We start from the raw sequence: 17,631 nt of genomic DNA, 5'->3' as shown, positions 1-17,631 counted from the left end.
TCCGCCACCCAGTGCCGCCCCATGACCCGCGCCGAGCCAACGCCATACGCCACCCCTGCCCGTCTGCGCCGGCGCGGATGGCGGCGGCGCGCGGCCGTGCTGGCGAGCGCGCTGGTGCTGGTGGTGGTCGCGCCCGGCGGCGGCGCGGAGCCCAAAATCCCGGACCTGCGCGAGATCCAGCGCGAGAACGACCAGCTCGCGGGCCTGATCGACGAGATCGACGCCACCAGCAGCCGCCGCGCCGCAGAGCAGGCCAAGGTCGCCCGGCGCCTGGCCCGGGACGAGCTGACGCTCTATGGCAAAGACATCTCCGCCGAAGCGCTGCGGCAGGCGCGGCTCGCGCTGGATTCCGTGCAGTCGCGCGCCGCCGTCATCCAGGGTCGCATCGAGCAGCGCACCCTGGCGCTGGAGCGCCTCACCGAGCAGATCGCGCAACTGGACCAGGCCATCGCGGATGCGGCCACCGACCAGCGCGAGGCCACCGTCGGCGACCTGCGCAACGAGGTCGCCCGCGATCTGCTGGCGACGCAGGCCGGGCTCACCGAGCGGCTCATTGCCAGCTATCGCGAGGCACTGCGCGGCAACCGGCGCTACGCCGCGCTGCTCGGGGACCGGCTGCGGCTGCTGCAGAGCCGCCTGCGCCTGAGCGAGCTGGAGCGCGCCGGCCTGTTCGAGCAGGACCCGCGGGTGCCACTGCTGGAGTCGGTCATCGCCGATCACCTGCGCCGCGCCGCGCGCCTGATGCGCAGCAGCGCCGAGCCGGCAGGCGACGAGCCGGCGCAGCAGGCACGGCGCGCCGCGCTGGACCTGCGCCTCGACGACGCCGTCACCCGCAGCTTCCTGCGCCAGAACGACCTGGAGCTGATCCTGGCGGGCAATGCCCTGGACGATCTCCGCACCCTGCGCCGCGACGAGCTCATGCCCCTGCACGTGCTGCGCGGGGCCGAGCGCCGCGTGGCCGCGGTGGACGCGAACCTGGTCCAGATCACCGCCGCCCTGGACGCACAGCGCGAGGTGCTGCATGCCAAGCGTGCCGCCCTGGCGCGCCCGGGCGGCGAGGCGGCGCTGGATCTGTCGCTCCTCGACGACCTGGGAACGGCCATGGAGCTGCAGCGGGCCGACATCGAGGCCCTGCGCGGGCAGGCCGCACAGGAGCGCGAGGTGTACGAGCGCATCATCGCCGAGCGCTATGCCTACACCCTCGTCGAGCGCCGTCCGTTGCCGCGGAGCGCCGCGGACTGGCAACGCCTCGCGGACAACGCCCTGCACCTGCCGCAGCTGCTGGCGCGGTCGCTGAGCGCCGTGCGCGAGGAGCTGCGCGCGGGCAGCGACGCGGCGGGATCGCGCCGCAACGCGCTGCTCCTCACGGTTGCGCTGGGGCTGACCGTGCCGGTGCTGTGGGGCGCGCGGCTGCTGCGCCGCTGGTCCCGGGCACAGGCGGCGGACAGCCACCTCGCCGTCTTCGCGCGACCGCTCTCCCGGGTGCTGCCGGCGCTGCTGCCGGCCCTGCTCTGGCTGCTGGTGGCGCTCGTCTACGAGATCTCCGCCAAGTCCCTGGTGCCGATTCTGCTGCTGTTGCTGCTGCCGGCGCTGCTGGCCTTCGTGCTGTCCCTGAGCCGGGAGCTGCTGCGTGCGCAGGCGCACCAGCAGGCAGTGCACGCGGAAGCGGCAGACGCCGCGACGCAGACCGGGGCAGACGCAGACCAGGCACCGGCGACCGCCACTGATCGCACGCCGGCGGCAATCCCGGCGGCCGCCCCAGAGCCCGCCCCAGAGCCCGCCCCAGAGCCCGCCCCAGAGTCCACCCCAGAGTCCGCCCGGCAGCCCGCCCCGGAGCCTGCACAGGCGGACCCGGCGCAGACGCGCATGCTGCAGGCGCACGGGGGTGGCGCGGACGCCGCCGCAGCAGAAGCCGGGACAGCACCGCAGGTCAGCACGCAAGGGGCCGATGACACCGCGGCGGCGGGCAGCGTCAGGCTTGCGCGCAGGCGCTTCCACCGCAAGCTGCGTCTGGGCCTGCTGCTCGCCACCGTCATCGCAGCCCTCTACATCCTGACCCGCGCGTTGCCGGTGGCGCCCATCCTCGCAGACCTGCTGGATCGGCTCGCCATGCTCGGCGTGCTGGCGCTGGCCCTGCCGGCCTTCGCCCTGCATGGTCTGTTCCGCGGCTTCGCCACCCAGGCCGGCGGGCGCCGCCGCCGGGTGCCCGCCGCCCTGGCCATGCTGTCGCGGCTACTGCCCATTTTCCTGGTGGGCGTGGGTCTGATCGGCATCCTCGGCTACATCAACCTCGCCTGGGCGCTGCTCACCTACCTGGGCTGGGGGGTTGTGGTGGGACTGGCGCTCGCCGTCGTCATCGGCATCCTGGCGGATCTGCGTGACCGCGCCGTCGCACACCTCGCGCCTGAGCAGCTGAGCGCCGAGCCAGCCGCGGACACGGCGGACACGCAGAGCCTCGACGCTGCGGCCCGCGCCGAGCAGGTCGAGGGCAGCGACGAGGCCGAAGACGCCGCGGGCGCCGAGGAGGATGCGGCCGCCGCACTGCCGCCGACGCCCGTCACCGACGAGCTGGCCGACTTCTGGCGCACCCACTTCGTCGAGCCCGGCTACCGGCTCGGCGTGCTGGTGTCGGTTCTCGGCGCCGGCTGGCTGTTGCTGCGGCTCTGGGACTGGCACGCGGACACACCGGTGGTGCGCTGGCTGCTCGGACTCCTCAACACGCCGCTGTTCCGGCTCGGCGAGAGCGCCTTCACCGTGACGGACATCCTGCTCGCCGTGGTGCTGGTGGCCAGCGTGTTCTACGTCGGCGGCTGGAGCCAGCAGGTGAGCTACAACCTGGCCTACCGCCGGGTGCGCGACGCGGGCCTGCGCCAGGCGCTCGCCACCTTCACCCAGTACGTGATCATCGTCGCCGGCGTGCTGCTGGCGCTGCGGATCATCGGCTTCGACATCACCACGCTCACGGTGTTCGCGGCGAGCCTCGGCGTCGGCATCGGCTTCGGGCTCCAGAACATCATCAACAACTTCGTCTCCGGCGTGCTGCTGCTGGCGGAGCGGCCCCTCAAGGTGGGGGACTTTGTCAGCATCGGCAGCAACCTGGGCAGCGTCACGCGCATCGGCATCCGCTCGCTCACCATGCGCACGCTGGACAAGCAGGAGGTCATCATCCCCAACGGCTCGGTGATCAGCGGCGAGTTCACCAACTGGACCCGCAGCGACGACCTGCTGCGCAACGTGCACTACATCCGCATCCGCTACGAGGACGACCCGGAGCTGGCCATCCGCCTCATCGAGCGCATCCTGCGCCGCCACCCACACGTACTCGCAGACCCGGCGCCGGGCGTGTTTCTGTGGGAATACTCGGAGTCCTCGGTGGACATCCGCGTCCAGTACTGCTTCCGCATGAACGAGGGCCCGGGGGCGCTCAGCATCCGCTCTGAAGTCCTGCTCGCCATCGGCCGCAGCTTCCGCGAGCACGGCATCCAGATGCCGCATGCCAAGCGCGACGTGACCATGCACCTTGACGACGACAGCCGCGGCCTGCTGGCCAACCTCGGTGCAGCCAAGCCCGGGCTCTGAGCCTGTCTGCGGACAACGCCGGCGCGGGGCGCGTGCCTGGCCGTGGTCCGGCCGGGCGCCTGCAGCCGCGCCGGACCCGGCACCGGACCCGGCGCCGGGTCCGGCGCCAGTCAGGGCGCGACGGGGACCATCGTCAGGCCGCTAATCGCCTGCACTGCGCGGGCGCCCGGCGACGTCCGCCTCGGTGTCGAGCCAGCGCCGGCGGATACGCTCGAAGACGCCGTTGACATGGATGTCGGCGATGGTGCGGTCGAGCAGCTGCCGCAGCCCCCGGTTATGTCGCGCCACCGCGACGCCGATGCCGTCGCCGAGCCATTCCGGGGCGTCGATGGGCGGCCCCACGAGCTCGAAGTCCGCAGCATGGGGGGTATCGAGGAAGTTGCGTTGCAGCGACAGCGCATCGCCCAGCACCAGGTCCACGCGCCCCAGCACCAGATCCAGCAGGGCCCCGAGCTGGGTGCTGTAGCGGACGATGACCGCGTGGCCGGCGTAGTTCGCACTGAGATACGCGTCCATGGTGGTGTCGCGCCACACGCCGATGCGCTTGCCCATCAAAGCCGCCGGTGTCACCGCGTCGAAGCCGCCGGCGGGCGCAACGAACCGCGACTGGCTGCGGTAGTACGGCCGGGTGAACAGGACCCGCTCACGGCGCGCCTCCGTGATGGCCACCGAGGCCACCACCGCATCCAGGTCGCGCTCCTCAAGCCCGCGCAGCAACCCGCCCCAGTCCGTCGGCACCAGCTCGCATTCGAAGCGCGCCTGCGCACACAGGGCCTCGGCGATGTCGATGTCGAAGCCGGCCAGCGCCCCGTTCTCGTCCACGAAGCTGAAGGGCGGGTCCTGCCCGAACACGCCGATGCGCAGGTCCGCCAGGCCGGGTGCCGCGGCCAGCAGCAGCGCGAGGGCCAGCATGCGGGCGGCGACCGTCACCGGGCCACCCCCGCCCGCCCGAGCTGATCGAGCTCCGCCGACAGCGCCGGCAGAGTCGTCTCAACCTTCGCCTGCTCGTCCAGGATGCGGAACACGGCGCGCTGCACCAGCTTGCTGACGGTGGCATAGGCATCCCCCACCGGGGTCGACGGGCGCGCCACCAGGGCCAGCTCGGGACGCGTCAGCAGGGCAAGGTAGGGCTCGGCGTCCAGCAGCTCAGGGTCTTGCAGCAGCGCCGGCCGGGTGGGGATGTAGCTGCCCGTCAGCGCGCGCTCGCGCTGCACGGCCGCGCTGGTGAGGTGGCGCACCAGATCCAGGGCCAGCGCCGGATGCTCGGAGTAGCGCGACACCGCGAGCTGCCAGCCGCCCAGGGTCGCGCCATGCGGATGGTCACCGCCGCCGCGGGGCAGCAGGGCCACGCCGACCTTGCCGCGCACCGGCGACTGCGGGGCGTTCAGCTCCGCCCAGGCGTAGGGCCAGTTGCGCATGAAGGCGGCATGCCCGGCGCGGAACTGCGCCAGGCTCTCCGGCTCGGTCTGCACCAGCACGGCTTCCGGCGAGATGATGCCGAGCCAGTCGGCGGCGCGCTTGAGTGCGTAGGCGGCATGGGGGTTGTCGATGGTGACCCGCCCGGTGCGACTGATGATCTGCCCGCCGCCCCAGCTGCCGAGCCATTCCATGACGTTGCAGGTGAGTCCCTCGTAGGTCCAGCCCTGCCAGATGTAGCCCCAGAAGCGGTTGTCGCCGTGGGCACGCCGGCCGTCCTGGAGCACGGTGGCCGCGTCTTCCAGCTCGGCCCAGGTCTCCGGCACCGCCAGATCTGCCGCCTCCAGCAGGTCGCGCCGGTAGAAGAGCAGGCCCAGATCCAGGAACCAGGGCAGGGCCACCAGCCGCCCGCGCACGGTGTTGTTGGTGATGAGCGCGGGCTCGAAGTCCTCCACCGCGGTGCCCAGCTCGGGGCCCAGATCCAGCAGGTGCTCCCCCAGCATGCCGGGCCAGACGATGTCGATCTCCAGCACGTCGAGCTGTCGGGCGCGCACGCCCAGCAGCTCCTGGAACAGCGCCAGGCGGTCGTCGGCCGCTTCCGGCGGGGCCAGCAGGCGCACCTCGTGCCCCGTGGCCTCGGCCCATTGCTGGGCGGCCTCGCGACAGAGGGTGTACTCGGAGGCAAAGCGCCCGCAGGCGATGGTGAGCCGCTCGCCGGCCGCCGGGCCGGGCAGCACGCCGGCGACGAGGGCCAGACAGACGGCCGTCAACCGCCCCAGGGTGTTGGCATGGCGCCTGCGCACGGCGGCGTCAGTCGTCGCGCTGGTCGTCGCCGGCCAGGCCGCCGATGCGCAGCAGCTGCTGGACCACTTGGCCCGTGTCGTCGGTGTCCCCGAGCCGCTCCGCCGGTGTCCAGGAATAATCGGCCTCCAGGCGATACGACCCGGCAAAGGCATCCGGCGGGCGGCCCTGCCAGTCCGCCGGCGAGAGCATGGAGAAGTAGGTGTCGCCGCCGGCCTTGCGGTAGAGGTGGTAGACCTTGCCGGGGATGCGCTTGAAGGCGCACTCGGCATGGGTCAGGGCCTGCTCGTCCCGGGCCTCGTCCAGCACCTTGTGCGCCTCCGCCTGAAGCGCCTTGATCTGGTCGGCGATGACGCGGAGCTTGGCGCTGGTGCGCGCGCTCAGCATGGACTCGGCCCGGGCGACCTCCTCCGCCAGCTCCGGTGCCTGGAAGGCCGGCGCGAGCCGGCTCACGGGGTAGGGCGAGCTGCGCGCGTCGCCGCGGTGCAGCAGGGCCTTGTCGTCGTCACTCATGGTCTGGTCCCGGGTCTGTGGTCGGTGGATGCGGCGGGCTCGGGCCCGACAGGCGGGTCTGAGCGGGGCGGCGGCTCGGGGCGAATGGCGGGCGGCGGCTGGGGGCGTCGCTATTGCTGGATGGTGCGACCGCCATCCACGGCGATGACCTGACCCGTGACATAGTGCGCGTCACGCGCCAGAAACAGCACGGTACGGGCGATGTCCTCCGGCGTACCGGCCCGCGCCAGGGCGGTGCGTGCCAGGATGGTCTCCTTGGCGGACGCCGACAGCCCCTGGTCCGGCCACAGAATGGCGCCCGGCGAGACGCCGTTCACGCGCACCCGCGGCCCGAGCTCCCGCGCCAGTGAGCGCACCATCATCGCATTGCCGGCCTTGGCGATGGAATAGATGGGGTGGTCCGTGTGCGGGCGCTCGGCGTGGATGTCAACCAGATTCACGATACTGCCCTCGGCCGCCGCGAGCATCGGCGCCGCCGCCTGCGCCAGGAAGAAGGGCGCCTTGAGATTGGTGCCGATGAGCTCGGCCCACTGCACCTCGGTGGCGTCCGCCAGCGGCGTGGGGTAGAAGCTGGAGGCGTTGTTCACCAGCGCATCCAGGCGGTTGTGGAAGTCGCGCACGGCGTCCACGAGCTTGGCGGGGGCCTCGGGCTCCAGCAGGTCGGCGCGCACCAATCGGACAGAATCCGGGCGGTCCGCCTCCAGCTCCGCCTTCAGCGCCGCCGCCGCATCCCCGGAGTGGCGGTAGTGCAGCACCAGGTCATAGCCCGCAGCGTGGAGCATGCGCGCAATGGCGGCACCGATGCGCTGGGCCGCGCCGGTGATCAGTGCCACCCGCGGTGCCAGCGGCCGGTCGGGGTTGGGATGCGGCTCAACCTCGCTCACGATGGGAACCCTCGTTGCTGATGTGCGTTGGCGGCGCGGCGCCGGCCTGAGATGGGGTCAGGAGATGGGTCAGGGCACGGGGTCTGGCGCGGCGCCCGCAGGCGTACACCGCAGCGCCGGGTTAGACTGCGCCGACCTGGGTGATCGCTTCACCGTCGCCGCACCACTGAGCCCGCCGCTGCATGACCCGACCCACAGGCGCAGACGATGCCGCAGCCCACAGCGCCCGGCTTGCGGCGCTGATCCGCCGGGAGATCGCCGCCGCCGGCGGCGCCCTGCCCTTCGACCGCTTCATGGACCTCGCGCTGTACGCGCCGGGGCTCGGCTACTACGCCGCCGGCATGACCAAGTTGGGGCCGGCGGGGGACTTTGTCACCGCCCCGGAGCTCTCGCCGCTGTTCGGGCGCTGCCTTGCCACGCAGTGCGCCGAGGCGCTGGACGCCCTGGGCGGCGGCGACATCCTGGAGCTCGGCGCCGGCAGCGGGGCGCTCGCCGCCGAGCTGTTGCCGGCGCTGGCGGCGCTGAACAGACTGCCCGAGCGCTACGGGATTCTGGAGCCGAGCCCCGACCTCGCCGCGCGGCAGCACCGGCTGCTCGCCGAGCGCCTGCCCGAGCTCGCGGCGCGCGTCCATTGGGTACAGACGCCACCTGCGTCCCTGCGCGGCCTGATCATCGCCAACGAGGTGGTGGACGCCCTGCCGGTGCACCGCTTCTGCCTGCCGCCGGGCACGACCCCGGCGCAGGTGCCGGGCGCCGTGCGCGAGATGCTGGTGCAGTGCGACGGTGACACCTTCACGGCGGTGCCCGCCGCGCCGGTGACCCCCGGGCTCGCGGCGGCCGTGGATGCGCTGCGGCTGCCGGAAGCGCTGCTGGCCGACGGGCTCTGCGGGGAGATCAACCTGCGCCTCGCCCCCTGGCTCGCGCTGCTCGCAGACGGGCTCGACGCGGGCATGGTGCTCATCATCGACTACGGCTATCCGCGCCGCGAGCTCTACCTGCCCGAGCGCCGCGACGGCACCCTGCTCTGCCACCACCGGCACCGGGCGCACGCCGACCCCTATGCACACCTGGGTCTGCAGGACATCACGGCACACGTGGACTTCACCGCCGTGGCCGAGGCGGGTACCGCCGCCGGCCTCACGCTCGCCGGCTACACCACCCAGGCCAACTTTCTCATCGGCTGCGGGCTGGACCGCCACCTGCACGCCGCCGCCGCCGACGCCGAGGCCCTGCTCGACCTCGCCGCCGGCGCCAAGCAGCTGGTGCTGCCGGCCGCCATGGGGGAGCGCTTCCAGGCGCTGGCCCTCACCCGCGGCCTCAGGCCCCCGCCCGCCGGCTGGTGCGGCTTCGCGCTGCGCGACCTCCGCGAGCGCCTCCAGTCCCCCCATCCATCCTGACACCTGCCCCCCAAACGGGGACAAAACGGGGACGGTATACTGAATACCAAAAAGCGGGGACGGTATACTGAATACAGCGACATCCCGCGCATGCTCACCCGGCCAGATAGGTGGGCACGATGGTGTCGATGTCGGTGGGATGGATGCCGAGCTGGAGCAGCCCATTGTGCTCATCGCACACGCTGGGCGTCTGCATGGAACGGTAGTTGTCCAGCGTAATCGGCGCCCCCGGCAGCTTGCCGAGGAGCTTCGCCATGAGCTCCGAGCGCTTGTCGTCGAGCCCGATGATCCAGACCCGCTTGCCGAGGGTGCGCGCGGTGTAGGCCATGAGATCCTCCAGTGTCAGTACCTTGGGGCCGCACAGGTCGTAGCGCTGCCCCATCGTGCGCTCATCGCCGATGCTGCGCACCATGGCCTGCGCCACATCGTCCACCCACACGGGGGCGAACTGCGCGTTTGGACAGGCCAGCGGCACCATGCCCGGGGCCAGGTCCAGCAGGCCGCGGAAGCGGTTGAAGAAGCTGTCGCCGCGGCCGAAGATCACCGAGGGGCGGAAGCTCGTCACCGCGAGCCCCGCGCCATGGGCAATGTCCTCCCCCTCCCCCTTGGAGCGCAGATAGTCGCTGCCGCCGCGCTCGGCATCGGCATGCAGCGCGCTCATGTGCAGCAGCCGCGGCACGCCCACCGCCTGTGCCGCCGCGACGATGCGCCGCACCAGGTCCACGTGCACGGACTGAAAGGTCAGGCCGCCGGACTCGTTCAGGATGCCGGCGAGGTTGACCACCAGCGAGCAGCCCGCAAAGAGCCCGGCATAATCCGTCGCCGCCGTCACCTCCTGCAGCTCCACGTCGGGATAGAGCCTGAGGTCGCGGTGGCGGAACGCGCGCCGCGTGGGCACGACACAGTGATAGCCGGCGTCGCGCAGACGCGTGAGCAGGTGGCGGCCGACGAAGCCGGTGCCGCCGATGATGCAGGCTCGCTGTCGCTTCATGGATTGCAGATCCGGTGCTTGGTGTTGTGTGGAGCGCCAGCCCGTGCTGCTGCGTCGGGTGCCGCAGCGGGCGGCGGGCGTCCGCAGGCGGGCGTGGAGCACAACAGAAGCCGCAGCAAGGCGGCAGGGCCCGCGCAGGCAGGGGCGCGCGGCGCGGTATTATGCCGCAACACCGGGCGCGGGGCGCCCTCGGCCGCGCTCGGGCAAAGACCGCAGAGCACGGCCGAGCGAGCCGTCGCCACGCCGCCACTGCCAGCCACACCACGGGAGCCCCCCGGATGGAGCCCACGGCCGCCCTCGCCTTCGCCGCCGTCGGTGCCGTCGCCGGGCTCCTCGCCGGGCTGCTCGGCATCGGCGGCGGCGCCGTCATCGTGCCGGCGCTCATCGTCCTGCTGCCGGCCTTCGACGCCGGCAGTGCCTGGACACCCCACCAGGCCGTCGCCACGTCGCTGGCGACGGTGGTGGCAGCGGGCTCGGCCTCGGCGCTGTCGCACCATCGCCGCGGCGCGGTGCGCTGGACACTGGTGCTGCGCCTCGCACCCGGGCTGATCCTCGGCGCCGGCGCCGGCGCAGGCCTTGCCGGCTGGCTGCCGGCGCTGTGGCTGAAGCGGCTCTTTGCAATGTTCCTGCTGGTGAGCGGCGCGCGCATGCTGCTCGCGGCGGGCACGCCGAGCGCTGGACGCCCGCTGCCGGGCGGCCATCGCCTGCTGACGGCGGGCGGTGCCATCGGCGCCCTGTCCGCGGTGCTCGGCATCGGCGGCGGCATCATGCTGGTGCCCTATCTGGCCCGCCACGGCGTGGTGCTGCGCCAGGCGGTGGCCACCTCCAGCGCCTGCGGCGTGCCCTTGGCGCTGGTGGGCAGCCTCGGCTTCGCGCTGAGCGGCTGGGGGCGTGCGGGCTTGCCGGCGCACAGCCTGGGCTTCGTGCTCTGGCCGGTCGCGCTCGCCATCGCGGCGGCGGCGGTGCCCATGGCCGGCATCGGCGCACAGCTCGCCCATCGGCTGCCGACGGCCACGCTGAAGCAGGTCTTCGCGGTCCTGCTGGTGGCGGTGGGGCTGCGCCTGCTGCTGGCCTAAGCCCCGTCAGCGCTGGCCAGCGCCCATGTCGGCACCAGCACCGTAGCCGATATCATCATGCCAGAGACGCCGATACAGGTAGACTTGGCCCGCCGGATCGCGCAGCACCAGCCGGCCTTGGTGTTGCGCGAACTCGTAGGGGCGGGCAAGGTCATGCTCCGGGTCATACATGGCAACGCGATCGCCCCGCTGCTGGATCAGGCCCTCGATGTAGTCACCGTGGGGGGCGTAGAGCCGGAAGCGATGCGCCTGCACGATCAGAAGCCCGCCGTCACGGCCCTCCCAAATGCCGTCCAGGCTGGTGCGCCGCCAGCCGGGCACGTCCGGCAGCCGCACCATGCCCGGCATCTGCTGCATCCAGGCGCCCATGTCCGGCATGCCGCTGTCGGCCATGCCCGACCAGGGCAGAGCGCCCATGCCGAAGGGCGCGCCGACGCCGGGCATGGCGCCCGCTGCCGGCGGCGGCACGGCGGGTGCGCCGTCATCGCCGAGCAGGCCCATGGCATCCATCATGCGCGCCATGGCCTCGGCGAACACCCGGGCGCTGGCGGACACGTCGGCCGCCACGGCCCGCTGCGGTGCCGCCGGCCCCAGCAGGACGAGCCCGGCCAGCAGCAGCAGCGCAGCGGCGCAGGGCAGCGCCTGGGCGCGGGCGCCGGTGCAGCCGAGAGGCAACGGCGGGCGGCGGCAGTTGGGTGGGCGGCGATGCATGGCTTGGCTGGGTTACGGAGCTCGACGGCTGAGACGGGCCGCACCTGGGCCGGCGGCGACCCACCAGCATAACAGAGGTGGCGGCAGCGCCCGGGAGGCTGCGCCACCCTTCCACGACGGCGCCGGCACGCACCGGCGCCATCACCACAGGAGACACCGGTGGCGAGCTTGGCCCCGGCGTCGGGGCGGAGTCATGCGAATGCCTGAGAACGGCAGCCTGGAGCGCAATTGGCGACCCAGCCTGTCGGCCTTCCTGGCGGCCATGCGGGAGCCGCCGAGCTGGACTTTCGACGTCGACGGCTTCGGCGCCGGCATCGACAACGTCCATGTGGACGTGCACCTGAGCCCGCGCTTTCGCGAGCTCGCCGCCATCACCGTGCGTAAGCTCTTCGCCGAGGAGATGGCGGTGGCCGTCGGCCAGACGCCGGCGCAGCTGGTGGGGGCCGAAGACCTGGAGCGCTTCCGCCGCCACTACGCCAACCTCTTCGAGCAGACCCTGGAGCGGCATGCCTCGGCGCAGTCGGCAGAGCTGTTGGCGCTGCTGCAGCTGGCGCTGCTGCGCTGCCTGCTGGAGCTGGTGATGCGCGAGCACCGCAACCAGCTGGAGGAATGTCAGCGCGCGGGCCAGCAGTCGCTGGCGGCGGGCACCGGGCGCAGCCTGGCCCTGCACGAGAAGCTGGTGCTGCTGAAGCGCCACGGCGCCGCCGTCAACCGCCGGGTGCTGAAGCTCCTGTTCCGCCAGCTGCGCAAGCTGGAGTCGGGGCCGCTCGGCAAGCTGCGCAGCGCCGTGAGCACGGACGCCTGGCCGCTGCCCACCCAGGCGCTGTTCAACCCGGTACTGCTGGCGACGGACCCGGGCAATGTGGCCGAGCTGTCCCAGGACTACCTCATCGCGGCCTTGGGCGACGGTGGCGACGGCTCCTGGCTCAGGCTCGCAAACCAGGCGGTGCTCGCCACCCTGGCGGATTACCTGCCCGAGTACGCCCGCCGCCAGGTGCTGGGCGACCTGGCACCGCAGCAGCTCACCGAGCACCCGCGCGAGCGCAACGACCAGGGCATCCTGCGCGGCTTCCTCGCCACCGAGCTGCTGCTGAGCGGCTTCATGGCGCCGGAGGAATACCAGGAGGGCCGCACCTGCTGGCTCGACGAGCCGGCCAACATCCGCCGCCTGATGCAGGTACCGGACGCCGAGACCGGCAGCGGCGACTCCTCCCTGCTGCTGGCCCCTGTGCAGTGGAGCTCCACGCGCTGGCTCGGCTTCCGCCGCGGGCTGCGCGCCGGACTGCACCGGCGCCTGGTGCACGCGGGCTTCATCGACCGCATCGTGCTCTGCTACTGGATGCCGGCGCTGCGCGCGCAGCTCGGTGCCGAGCTGCCGCTCGCCCTGGTGGCCGATTATTGTGCCGGCCATCTGTCGCGGCGCCGGCTCAGCGATCGCCTGGCGACGCTCGACGCGCAGGTGGAGCGCGCCGAGGCGCTGCGCATGCTGGAGCGCTGCCAGACGGCGCTGCGCCGGCTCGACGGCGAGGAGCGCGCCGGCTATATGGATCGCTTCATCGGCGATTTCCTGGTGCTGCGGCGTGACCTCAAGCTCGCCTACAAGACCTATCAGGCCATGGACCGCCTGCGCCTGGCCGAGAGCAGCGACGAGGTGACCCTGTCCCGGGCCAACGGCAGCCTGTGGGAATTCGTAACCCGCTCCGAGACCCTGCCGCAGGTGCGCCGCATGCGCGCCCATGCCGTGGTGAAGGCCGACATCCGCGGCTCCACGCGGATCACCGACGAGCTGGTGCGCCGGGGGCTCAACCCGGCCTCGCACTTCAGCCTGAACCTGTTCGATCCCGTGAACCGGCTGCTGCCGGAGCTCGGCGCCGAGAAGCTCTTCGTCGAGGGCGACGCGGTGATCCTGGCCCTGTACGACTACGAGGACGAGGCCGGCGCCGACGCGGGCAGCGGCCGGCCGGTGGCCCGGGCCTGCGGCCTCGCGCGCAGCATCCTGCGCGTGGTAGCCATGCAGAACGTGCTGAACCGACGCCACGGGCTGCCGGAGCTGGAGCTCGGACTCGGCATCGCCTATTCACCGCGGGAGCCGCATTTTCTGTACGACGATGGGCGCCGGATCATGATCTCCGCCGCCATCAACACCGCCGACCGGCTCTCCGCCTGCGCCGCGGCACTGCGCCACGGCGGCGTGCACCCCGCCGGCAGCGGCCACCGCGCCATGCTGGTGCAGCCCACGGGGGCCGCGGCCACCGCCGCCGGCGGAGAGGAGCTGCTCAGCTGGAACGTGAACGGCATCCTGCTGGAGCAGCAGGCGTTCTTTCAGCTCCAGCGCGAGGTGGCACTGCGCCAGACCCGGCTCTCGGTGCCCGGTGACGAGCACGGGCTCTACTTCGTCGGCCGCTACAACGACCTCGCGGGGCGCACCCGACGGCTCGCTGTGCGCTGTGCCCGGGTGTGCACCTGGGACGGCGCGGATCTGGGCGCGCCCGATGCCGAGCACCGGCACTATTTCGAGGTGATTGCCGACGAGTCGGTGATGGGCGGGCTGCGCGGCGAGTTTGCGGCTGTGGGGAGGTAGCAGGGGAGGTACTAAGTGAGGGGTGCGAAGTACGGGGTAAGGGGTACGGGGTGCGGGGTATCAGTAGGAAGTGCCCGGTGCGGGGCATCGGCGGGTGCCGATGGCCGGTGCAACGGTGGGCTTTGGCCTGCGCCCTGTCCAGCTTCGGACATCGTGCAGTCTCCGCCAACCGCCGTCTGCGCGCGCCCTGCGTTCACTCCGCCGCCGCCGTGGCCGGCTCCGACGGCGAGGTGACGGGCGCGAACAGGGCACCGAGCCGGAAGTCCGTGAGCCCCAGGCGCTGGGCGTAGATGACGCGGTAGGTGAGCACCCGGCGCACATAGTCCCGGGTCTCCCGGTAAGGGATCTCCAGCATCCACAGGTCCGCCGGCGTGGTGGTATCCGGCAGCCAGCGGGAGACGGCGCCCGGTCCGGCGTTGTAGGCGGCGGTGGCCAGCACCTGGTTGCCGCCGAAGCGCTCGCGCATGGCCGCGAGGTAGCGGGTGCCGAGGGCGATGTTGAGCGCCGGGTCGATGAGGTCGAGCCGCCCCGGCGCCGGGCGCCCCAGCTCCCGGGCCATGTCGCCCGCGGTGCCCGGCATCAGCTGCATGAGGCCGACCGCACCGGCATGGGAGGCGACATCGGCGTCGAAGGCGCTCTCCTGCCGAATCACCGCGTAGACCCACTCCGGCGGCAGGTCGTAGTCGGCGGCGCGGCCGGCGACCATCCCCTCGTAGCGCAGCGGGAAGCGCAGTCGGATGTCGTCCCAGTAATCGCTGCGTGCCAGGGTGAAAATGGACTCGGTCACCAGCCCGAGGCGCTCGCCCAGCAGCGCCGCGGTGCGCAGGGCGTCCGGGGCGGCGTCGCGGGTGAGCTCGCGCCACTCGCGGGTGACCTCGGTGCGCCGCCCAAGGGCCTTCAGCTCGCGGATGCGCCGCGCCGTGTCCCCGGCCAGCAGGCGCTCGATCTCCGCCGGGTCCGCCGGCGTCGGCCGCTCGCGCAGCGCGGGCGGGCGCCCGAGCAGGTCCGCGGCGCGAAAGCCCCAGAGGTCGCGCTCGTCGGCGGCCGTGGCCAGGGCATGGGCGGCCCCCACCAAGTCGCCGCGCCTCCCGAAAGCCCGGGCGAGCCAGTACTGCCATTCGCCCCGCGTGCGCTCCTCCGGCGGTAGGGCCTGCACCCAGTCGATGATCTCGGGCCAGGCCCTGAGCCTGAGCGCCGCCCGCAGGCGCTCGCGCTGGAGCGCCAGGTTCTCCGGCAGCGGGCGCAGCCGGCGCAGGTAGACCAGGGCCGAGCGCTCCCCGGCCCGGGCGAGGCCGGCGCCGATGGCGGTGACCGCTCGGTCCCGGGCCGGCAGCGGGACCAGCTCCCGGGCCTTGAGCACGGCCCAGTCGGCGGCGGCCAGGCGCGGGTCGTCCCGGGCCAGCCGCTCGACACCGGCCACCAGCGTGGCAACGCGCTGCTCGGGGTCGTCCGGCAGCTCGGCCTCCTTCAGGGCTTTGGGATTGCGGTGCAGCGCCAGGTGCTGATCCAGCCAGCGCTGATGCCGCGGCGGCAGATAGCGGCGCTGCCAGCGCGCCACACCCGTATTGCCGCGGGCCAGGGCCAGACCCACCCGCTGCCACACCAGCGCCGGCGTCAGGCCGCCGACGGCGTGCCAATGCGCGAAGACCGGGTCGCAGACCTCCGGCAATGACGCCCCGGTGAGGTAGAGCTCGGCAATGCCCGCCACGGCCGCATCGCCGCGGCCCAGCGCCAGCAGGCTTCGGCGCCAGCGACATTCGCGGGTCTCGGAGCCGTTGTCGGCATAATTACGGACATAGCCGGCATGATCGCCACGCGCATGCAGGGCGTTCAGCCACAGCCGGCGCAGCGTCTCACCCGGCGCCGTGCCGGCATAGGCATCGATGAAGGCTTCGATCTCAGGGCGATGCGCCGGCCTCAGCTCGCGGCGCAGCTCAGCCAAGCGCAGGTAGGGCCAGAGCGGATAGTCGCGCAGCCCGGCGGCGAGCTGCGTGAAGGTCTCCGTGTCGCCGGCGGCCAGCGCCCGCTCCGCTGCGACGAAGTCCCGGCGTTGCCCGGCAACGTCGGGCGCTGACCCCATGGCGTCCATGGGCCATGCAAGCACGAGCAGCAGTGCCCATGCCGGTCGGCGGGCGCGCCGAGTCAGGCGCCGTGCAAGCAGCGGATCGGATCTCGCCACCGATGTCGAGACCGCTCTCGGTCGGGATGGATGATGCAGCGCGCTCACCGGTTCCGGATGCGTAGAAATGTTCGAAGGGTTGCCGATGCTCAGCGACGGCCTGGAGCCCACCGGCGCTGGCGCCGCAGGGGCGTTGCCGCCATTATCCCGGGCCAACACGCGGCGTCCAGCGCCAGCCTGAACGTGCTGGAGACCCGACACAACGACGAGGAGCACCGATGCCAAGCACCCCCACCGCCGCCGACCTCCACACCCTGAGCGCCCTGCTCCGCGAGGCGGGCAGGACGGAGATCCTGCCCCGCTTTCGCACCACCGCCGGCACCGCCAAGGCCGACGGCAGCCTGGTGACGGACGCGGATCTCGGCGTACAGCGCCGGCTCACCGAGGCCCTGGCGGAGCACTGGCCAGAGGTTGCCCTGCTCGGCGAGGAGATGGACGCGCAGCACCAGCAACGCCTGCTGGATGCGGGCGGCCCCCTGTGGTGCCTGGACCCGCTCGACGGCACCAGCAACTTCACCTGCGGCTTCCCGGGCTTCTGCATCTCTCTGGCGCTGCTGCGCGACGGCCGCAGCGAGCTCGCGCTGGTGCTGGACCCGCTGCGGGACGAGTGCTTCACCGCCGCGCGCGGGCAGGGCGCCCACCTGGACGGCACGCCGCTGGTGCCCTATGCACCGGGCCCGGCGCTCGGCGACTGCGTCGCCGTGGTGGACTTCAAGCGCATCCCGCCCGAGCGCGTGGCACCGCTCTTCCGCAAGGGCGGCTTCCGCTCCCAGCGCAACCTGGGGGCGGTGGCGCTGGAGTGGTGCTGGCTCGCCGCCGGGCGCTTCCAGCTCTATCTGCACGGCGGGCAGAAGCTCTGGGACCACGCCGCCGGGCGGCTCATCGCCCAGGAAGCCGGCTGCGCCTGCGCCCTGTACCGCCCGGATGCCGACACGCCCACAGACGGCCTTGCGCTCGGCAAGCACCTGGCCCTCGCCGCCGCCGATGAGGCGCTGCTGAGTCGCTGGCGGGCGTTCGTGGGCCTGCCCATGCAGGGCTGAGGCCAGGGCGACATCCCCCGCTCCCGAGGTGGCCCGCTCCCGAGGTGGCAATCGCCCCGCCCCGCCCGCAGTTCCCGGGGCGGCCCGATGCGGGCATCTGCACCATCCATAGTACACGGCCCACGGCATACGACCCACGGCATACGACGAGGACACCCACGCATGACCGAAGACATCAGCAACCAGGACATGGACCTCACCAGCGGCATCGCCGCCTTTGAGGCCAAGCAATTCTCCCGCGCCACCGGCCTGCTGTCGCCGCTCGCCGAGCAGGGCAACGCCGACGCCATGTACCGCATGGCCATCATGGCGCAGAACGGCCTCGGCATGGTCCCGAATCCGCTGCTCGCCTACAAGTACATGAAGGCCGCCGCCGAGCAGGGCATGGGCCTCGCCCAGCACGGCCTCGCCTTCATGTACATGCAAGGCGAGTGCACCGACCAGAACCCCGAGAAGGCCATCG

The 17,631-nt window shown here is 72.5% G+C and carries 13 protein-coding genes; 6 read left to right on the top strand and 7 right to left on the bottom strand.

All coding sequences use genetic code 11. From position 1 onward, the window contains the following. The first annotated feature begins 21 nt into the window (after window positions 1-21). Complete coding sequence (locus tag QZ607_RS22680; protein WP_295887638.1) at window positions 22-3,579, top strand: mechanosensitive ion channel domain-containing protein; 3,558 nt, start codon at window positions 22-24, stop codon at window positions 3,577-3,579. A gap of 141 nt (window positions 3,580-3,720) precedes the next feature. Here the strand turns inward: QZ607_RS22680 and QZ607_RS22675 are convergent, their stop codons facing one another. From QZ607_RS22675 to QZ607_RS22660, 4 genes are all read right to left on the bottom strand, one after another. Next, window positions 3,721-4,509 (bottom strand): transporter substrate-binding domain-containing protein, encoded by a 789-nt coding sequence (locus tag QZ607_RS22675; RefSeq protein ID WP_295887637.1) that lies wholly within the window; start codon window positions 4,507-4,509, stop codon window positions 3,721-3,723. After that, a complete protein-coding gene (locus QZ607_RS22670) occupies window positions 4,506-5,798 on the bottom strand; it encodes an ABC transporter substrate-binding protein (RefSeq protein ID WP_295887635.1) in 1,293 nt (430 codons plus the stop codon). Before QZ607_RS22670 ends, QZ607_RS22675 begins: the two co-directional genes overlap by 4 nt. A 7-nt stretch (window positions 5,799-5,805) precedes the next feature. Continuing rightward, entirely contained in the window at window positions 5,806-6,309 is a 504-nt protein-coding gene (locus QZ607_RS22665; RefSeq protein ID WP_295887634.1) for a DUF2452 domain-containing protein, read from the bottom strand. 110 nt (window positions 6,310-6,419) lie between these two features. After that, window positions 6,420-7,193, bottom strand: coding sequence for a pteridine reductase (locus tag QZ607_RS22660; protein ID WP_295887631.1), 774 nt, complete (start codon window positions 7,191-7,193; stop codon window positions 6,420-6,422). Between the two features lie 182 nt (window positions 7,194-7,375). Between QZ607_RS22660 and QZ607_RS22655 the strand changes: the two genes are divergently transcribed. Then, window positions 7,376-8,590, top strand: coding sequence for an SAM-dependent methyltransferase (locus tag QZ607_RS22655; RefSeq protein ID WP_295887629.1), 1,215 nt, complete (start codon window positions 7,376-7,378; stop codon window positions 8,588-8,590). Between the two features lie 94 nt (window positions 8,591-8,684). Here QZ607_RS22655 and QZ607_RS22650 read toward each other — a convergent pair whose 3' ends face one another. Beyond that, window positions 8,685-9,581 (bottom strand): complex I NDUFA9 subunit family protein, encoded by an 897-nt coding sequence (locus tag QZ607_RS22650; protein WP_295887627.1) that lies wholly within the window; start codon window positions 9,579-9,581, stop codon window positions 8,685-8,687. 278 nt (window positions 9,582-9,859) lie between these two features. Here QZ607_RS22650 and QZ607_RS22645 point away from each other — a divergent pair, with 278 nt between their 5' ends. Further along, window positions 9,860-10,657, top strand: coding sequence for a sulfite exporter TauE/SafE family protein (locus QZ607_RS22645; RefSeq protein ID WP_295887624.1), 798 nt, complete (start codon window positions 9,860-9,862; stop codon window positions 10,655-10,657). Window positions 10,658-10,663: 6 nt separating this feature from the next. On the opposite strand, the gene QZ607_RS22640 is transcribed toward QZ607_RS22645, so the two are convergent. Further along, entirely contained in the window at window positions 10,664-11,368 is a 705-nt protein-coding gene (locus QZ607_RS22640; RefSeq protein ID WP_295887622.1) for a hypothetical protein, read from the bottom strand. A 199-nt stretch (window positions 11,369-11,567) separates the two neighbouring features. Between QZ607_RS22640 and QZ607_RS22635 the strand changes: the two genes are divergently transcribed. Continuing rightward, window positions 11,568-13,949, top strand: coding sequence for a hypothetical protein (locus tag QZ607_RS22635; RefSeq protein ID WP_295887619.1), 2,382 nt, complete (start codon window positions 11,568-11,570; stop codon window positions 13,947-13,949). Between the two features lie 193 nt (window positions 13,950-14,142). Here QZ607_RS22635 and QZ607_RS22630 read toward each other — a convergent pair whose 3' ends face one another. Next, complete coding sequence (locus QZ607_RS22630) at window positions 14,143-16,029, bottom strand: lytic transglycosylase domain-containing protein (RefSeq protein WP_295887617.1); 1,887 nt, start codon at window positions 16,027-16,029, stop codon at window positions 14,143-14,145. A 317-nt stretch (window positions 16,030-16,346) separates the two neighbouring features. Here QZ607_RS22630 and QZ607_RS22625 point away from each other — a divergent pair, with 317 nt between their 5' ends. Together QZ607_RS22625 and QZ607_RS22620 are read left to right on the top strand one after the other, a co-directional pair. Further along, entirely contained in the window at window positions 16,347-17,168 is an 822-nt protein-coding gene (locus QZ607_RS22625; protein WP_295887614.1) for an inositol monophosphatase family protein, read from the top strand. A gap of 162 nt (window positions 17,169-17,330) precedes the next feature. Beyond that, a partial coding sequence (locus tag QZ607_RS22620; protein WP_295887611.1) for a sel1 repeat family protein occupies window positions 17,331-17,631 on the top strand: 301 nt, incomplete at its 3' end.

This window comes from uncultured Thiohalocapsa sp. (assembly GCF_913063425.1).
GTDB lineage: Bacteria > Pseudomonadota > Gammaproteobacteria > Chromatiales > Chromatiaceae > Thiohalocapsa.
Note: the sequence above shows the minus strand (reverse complement) of the source record. Positions and strands in the feature narration are given on the sequence as shown.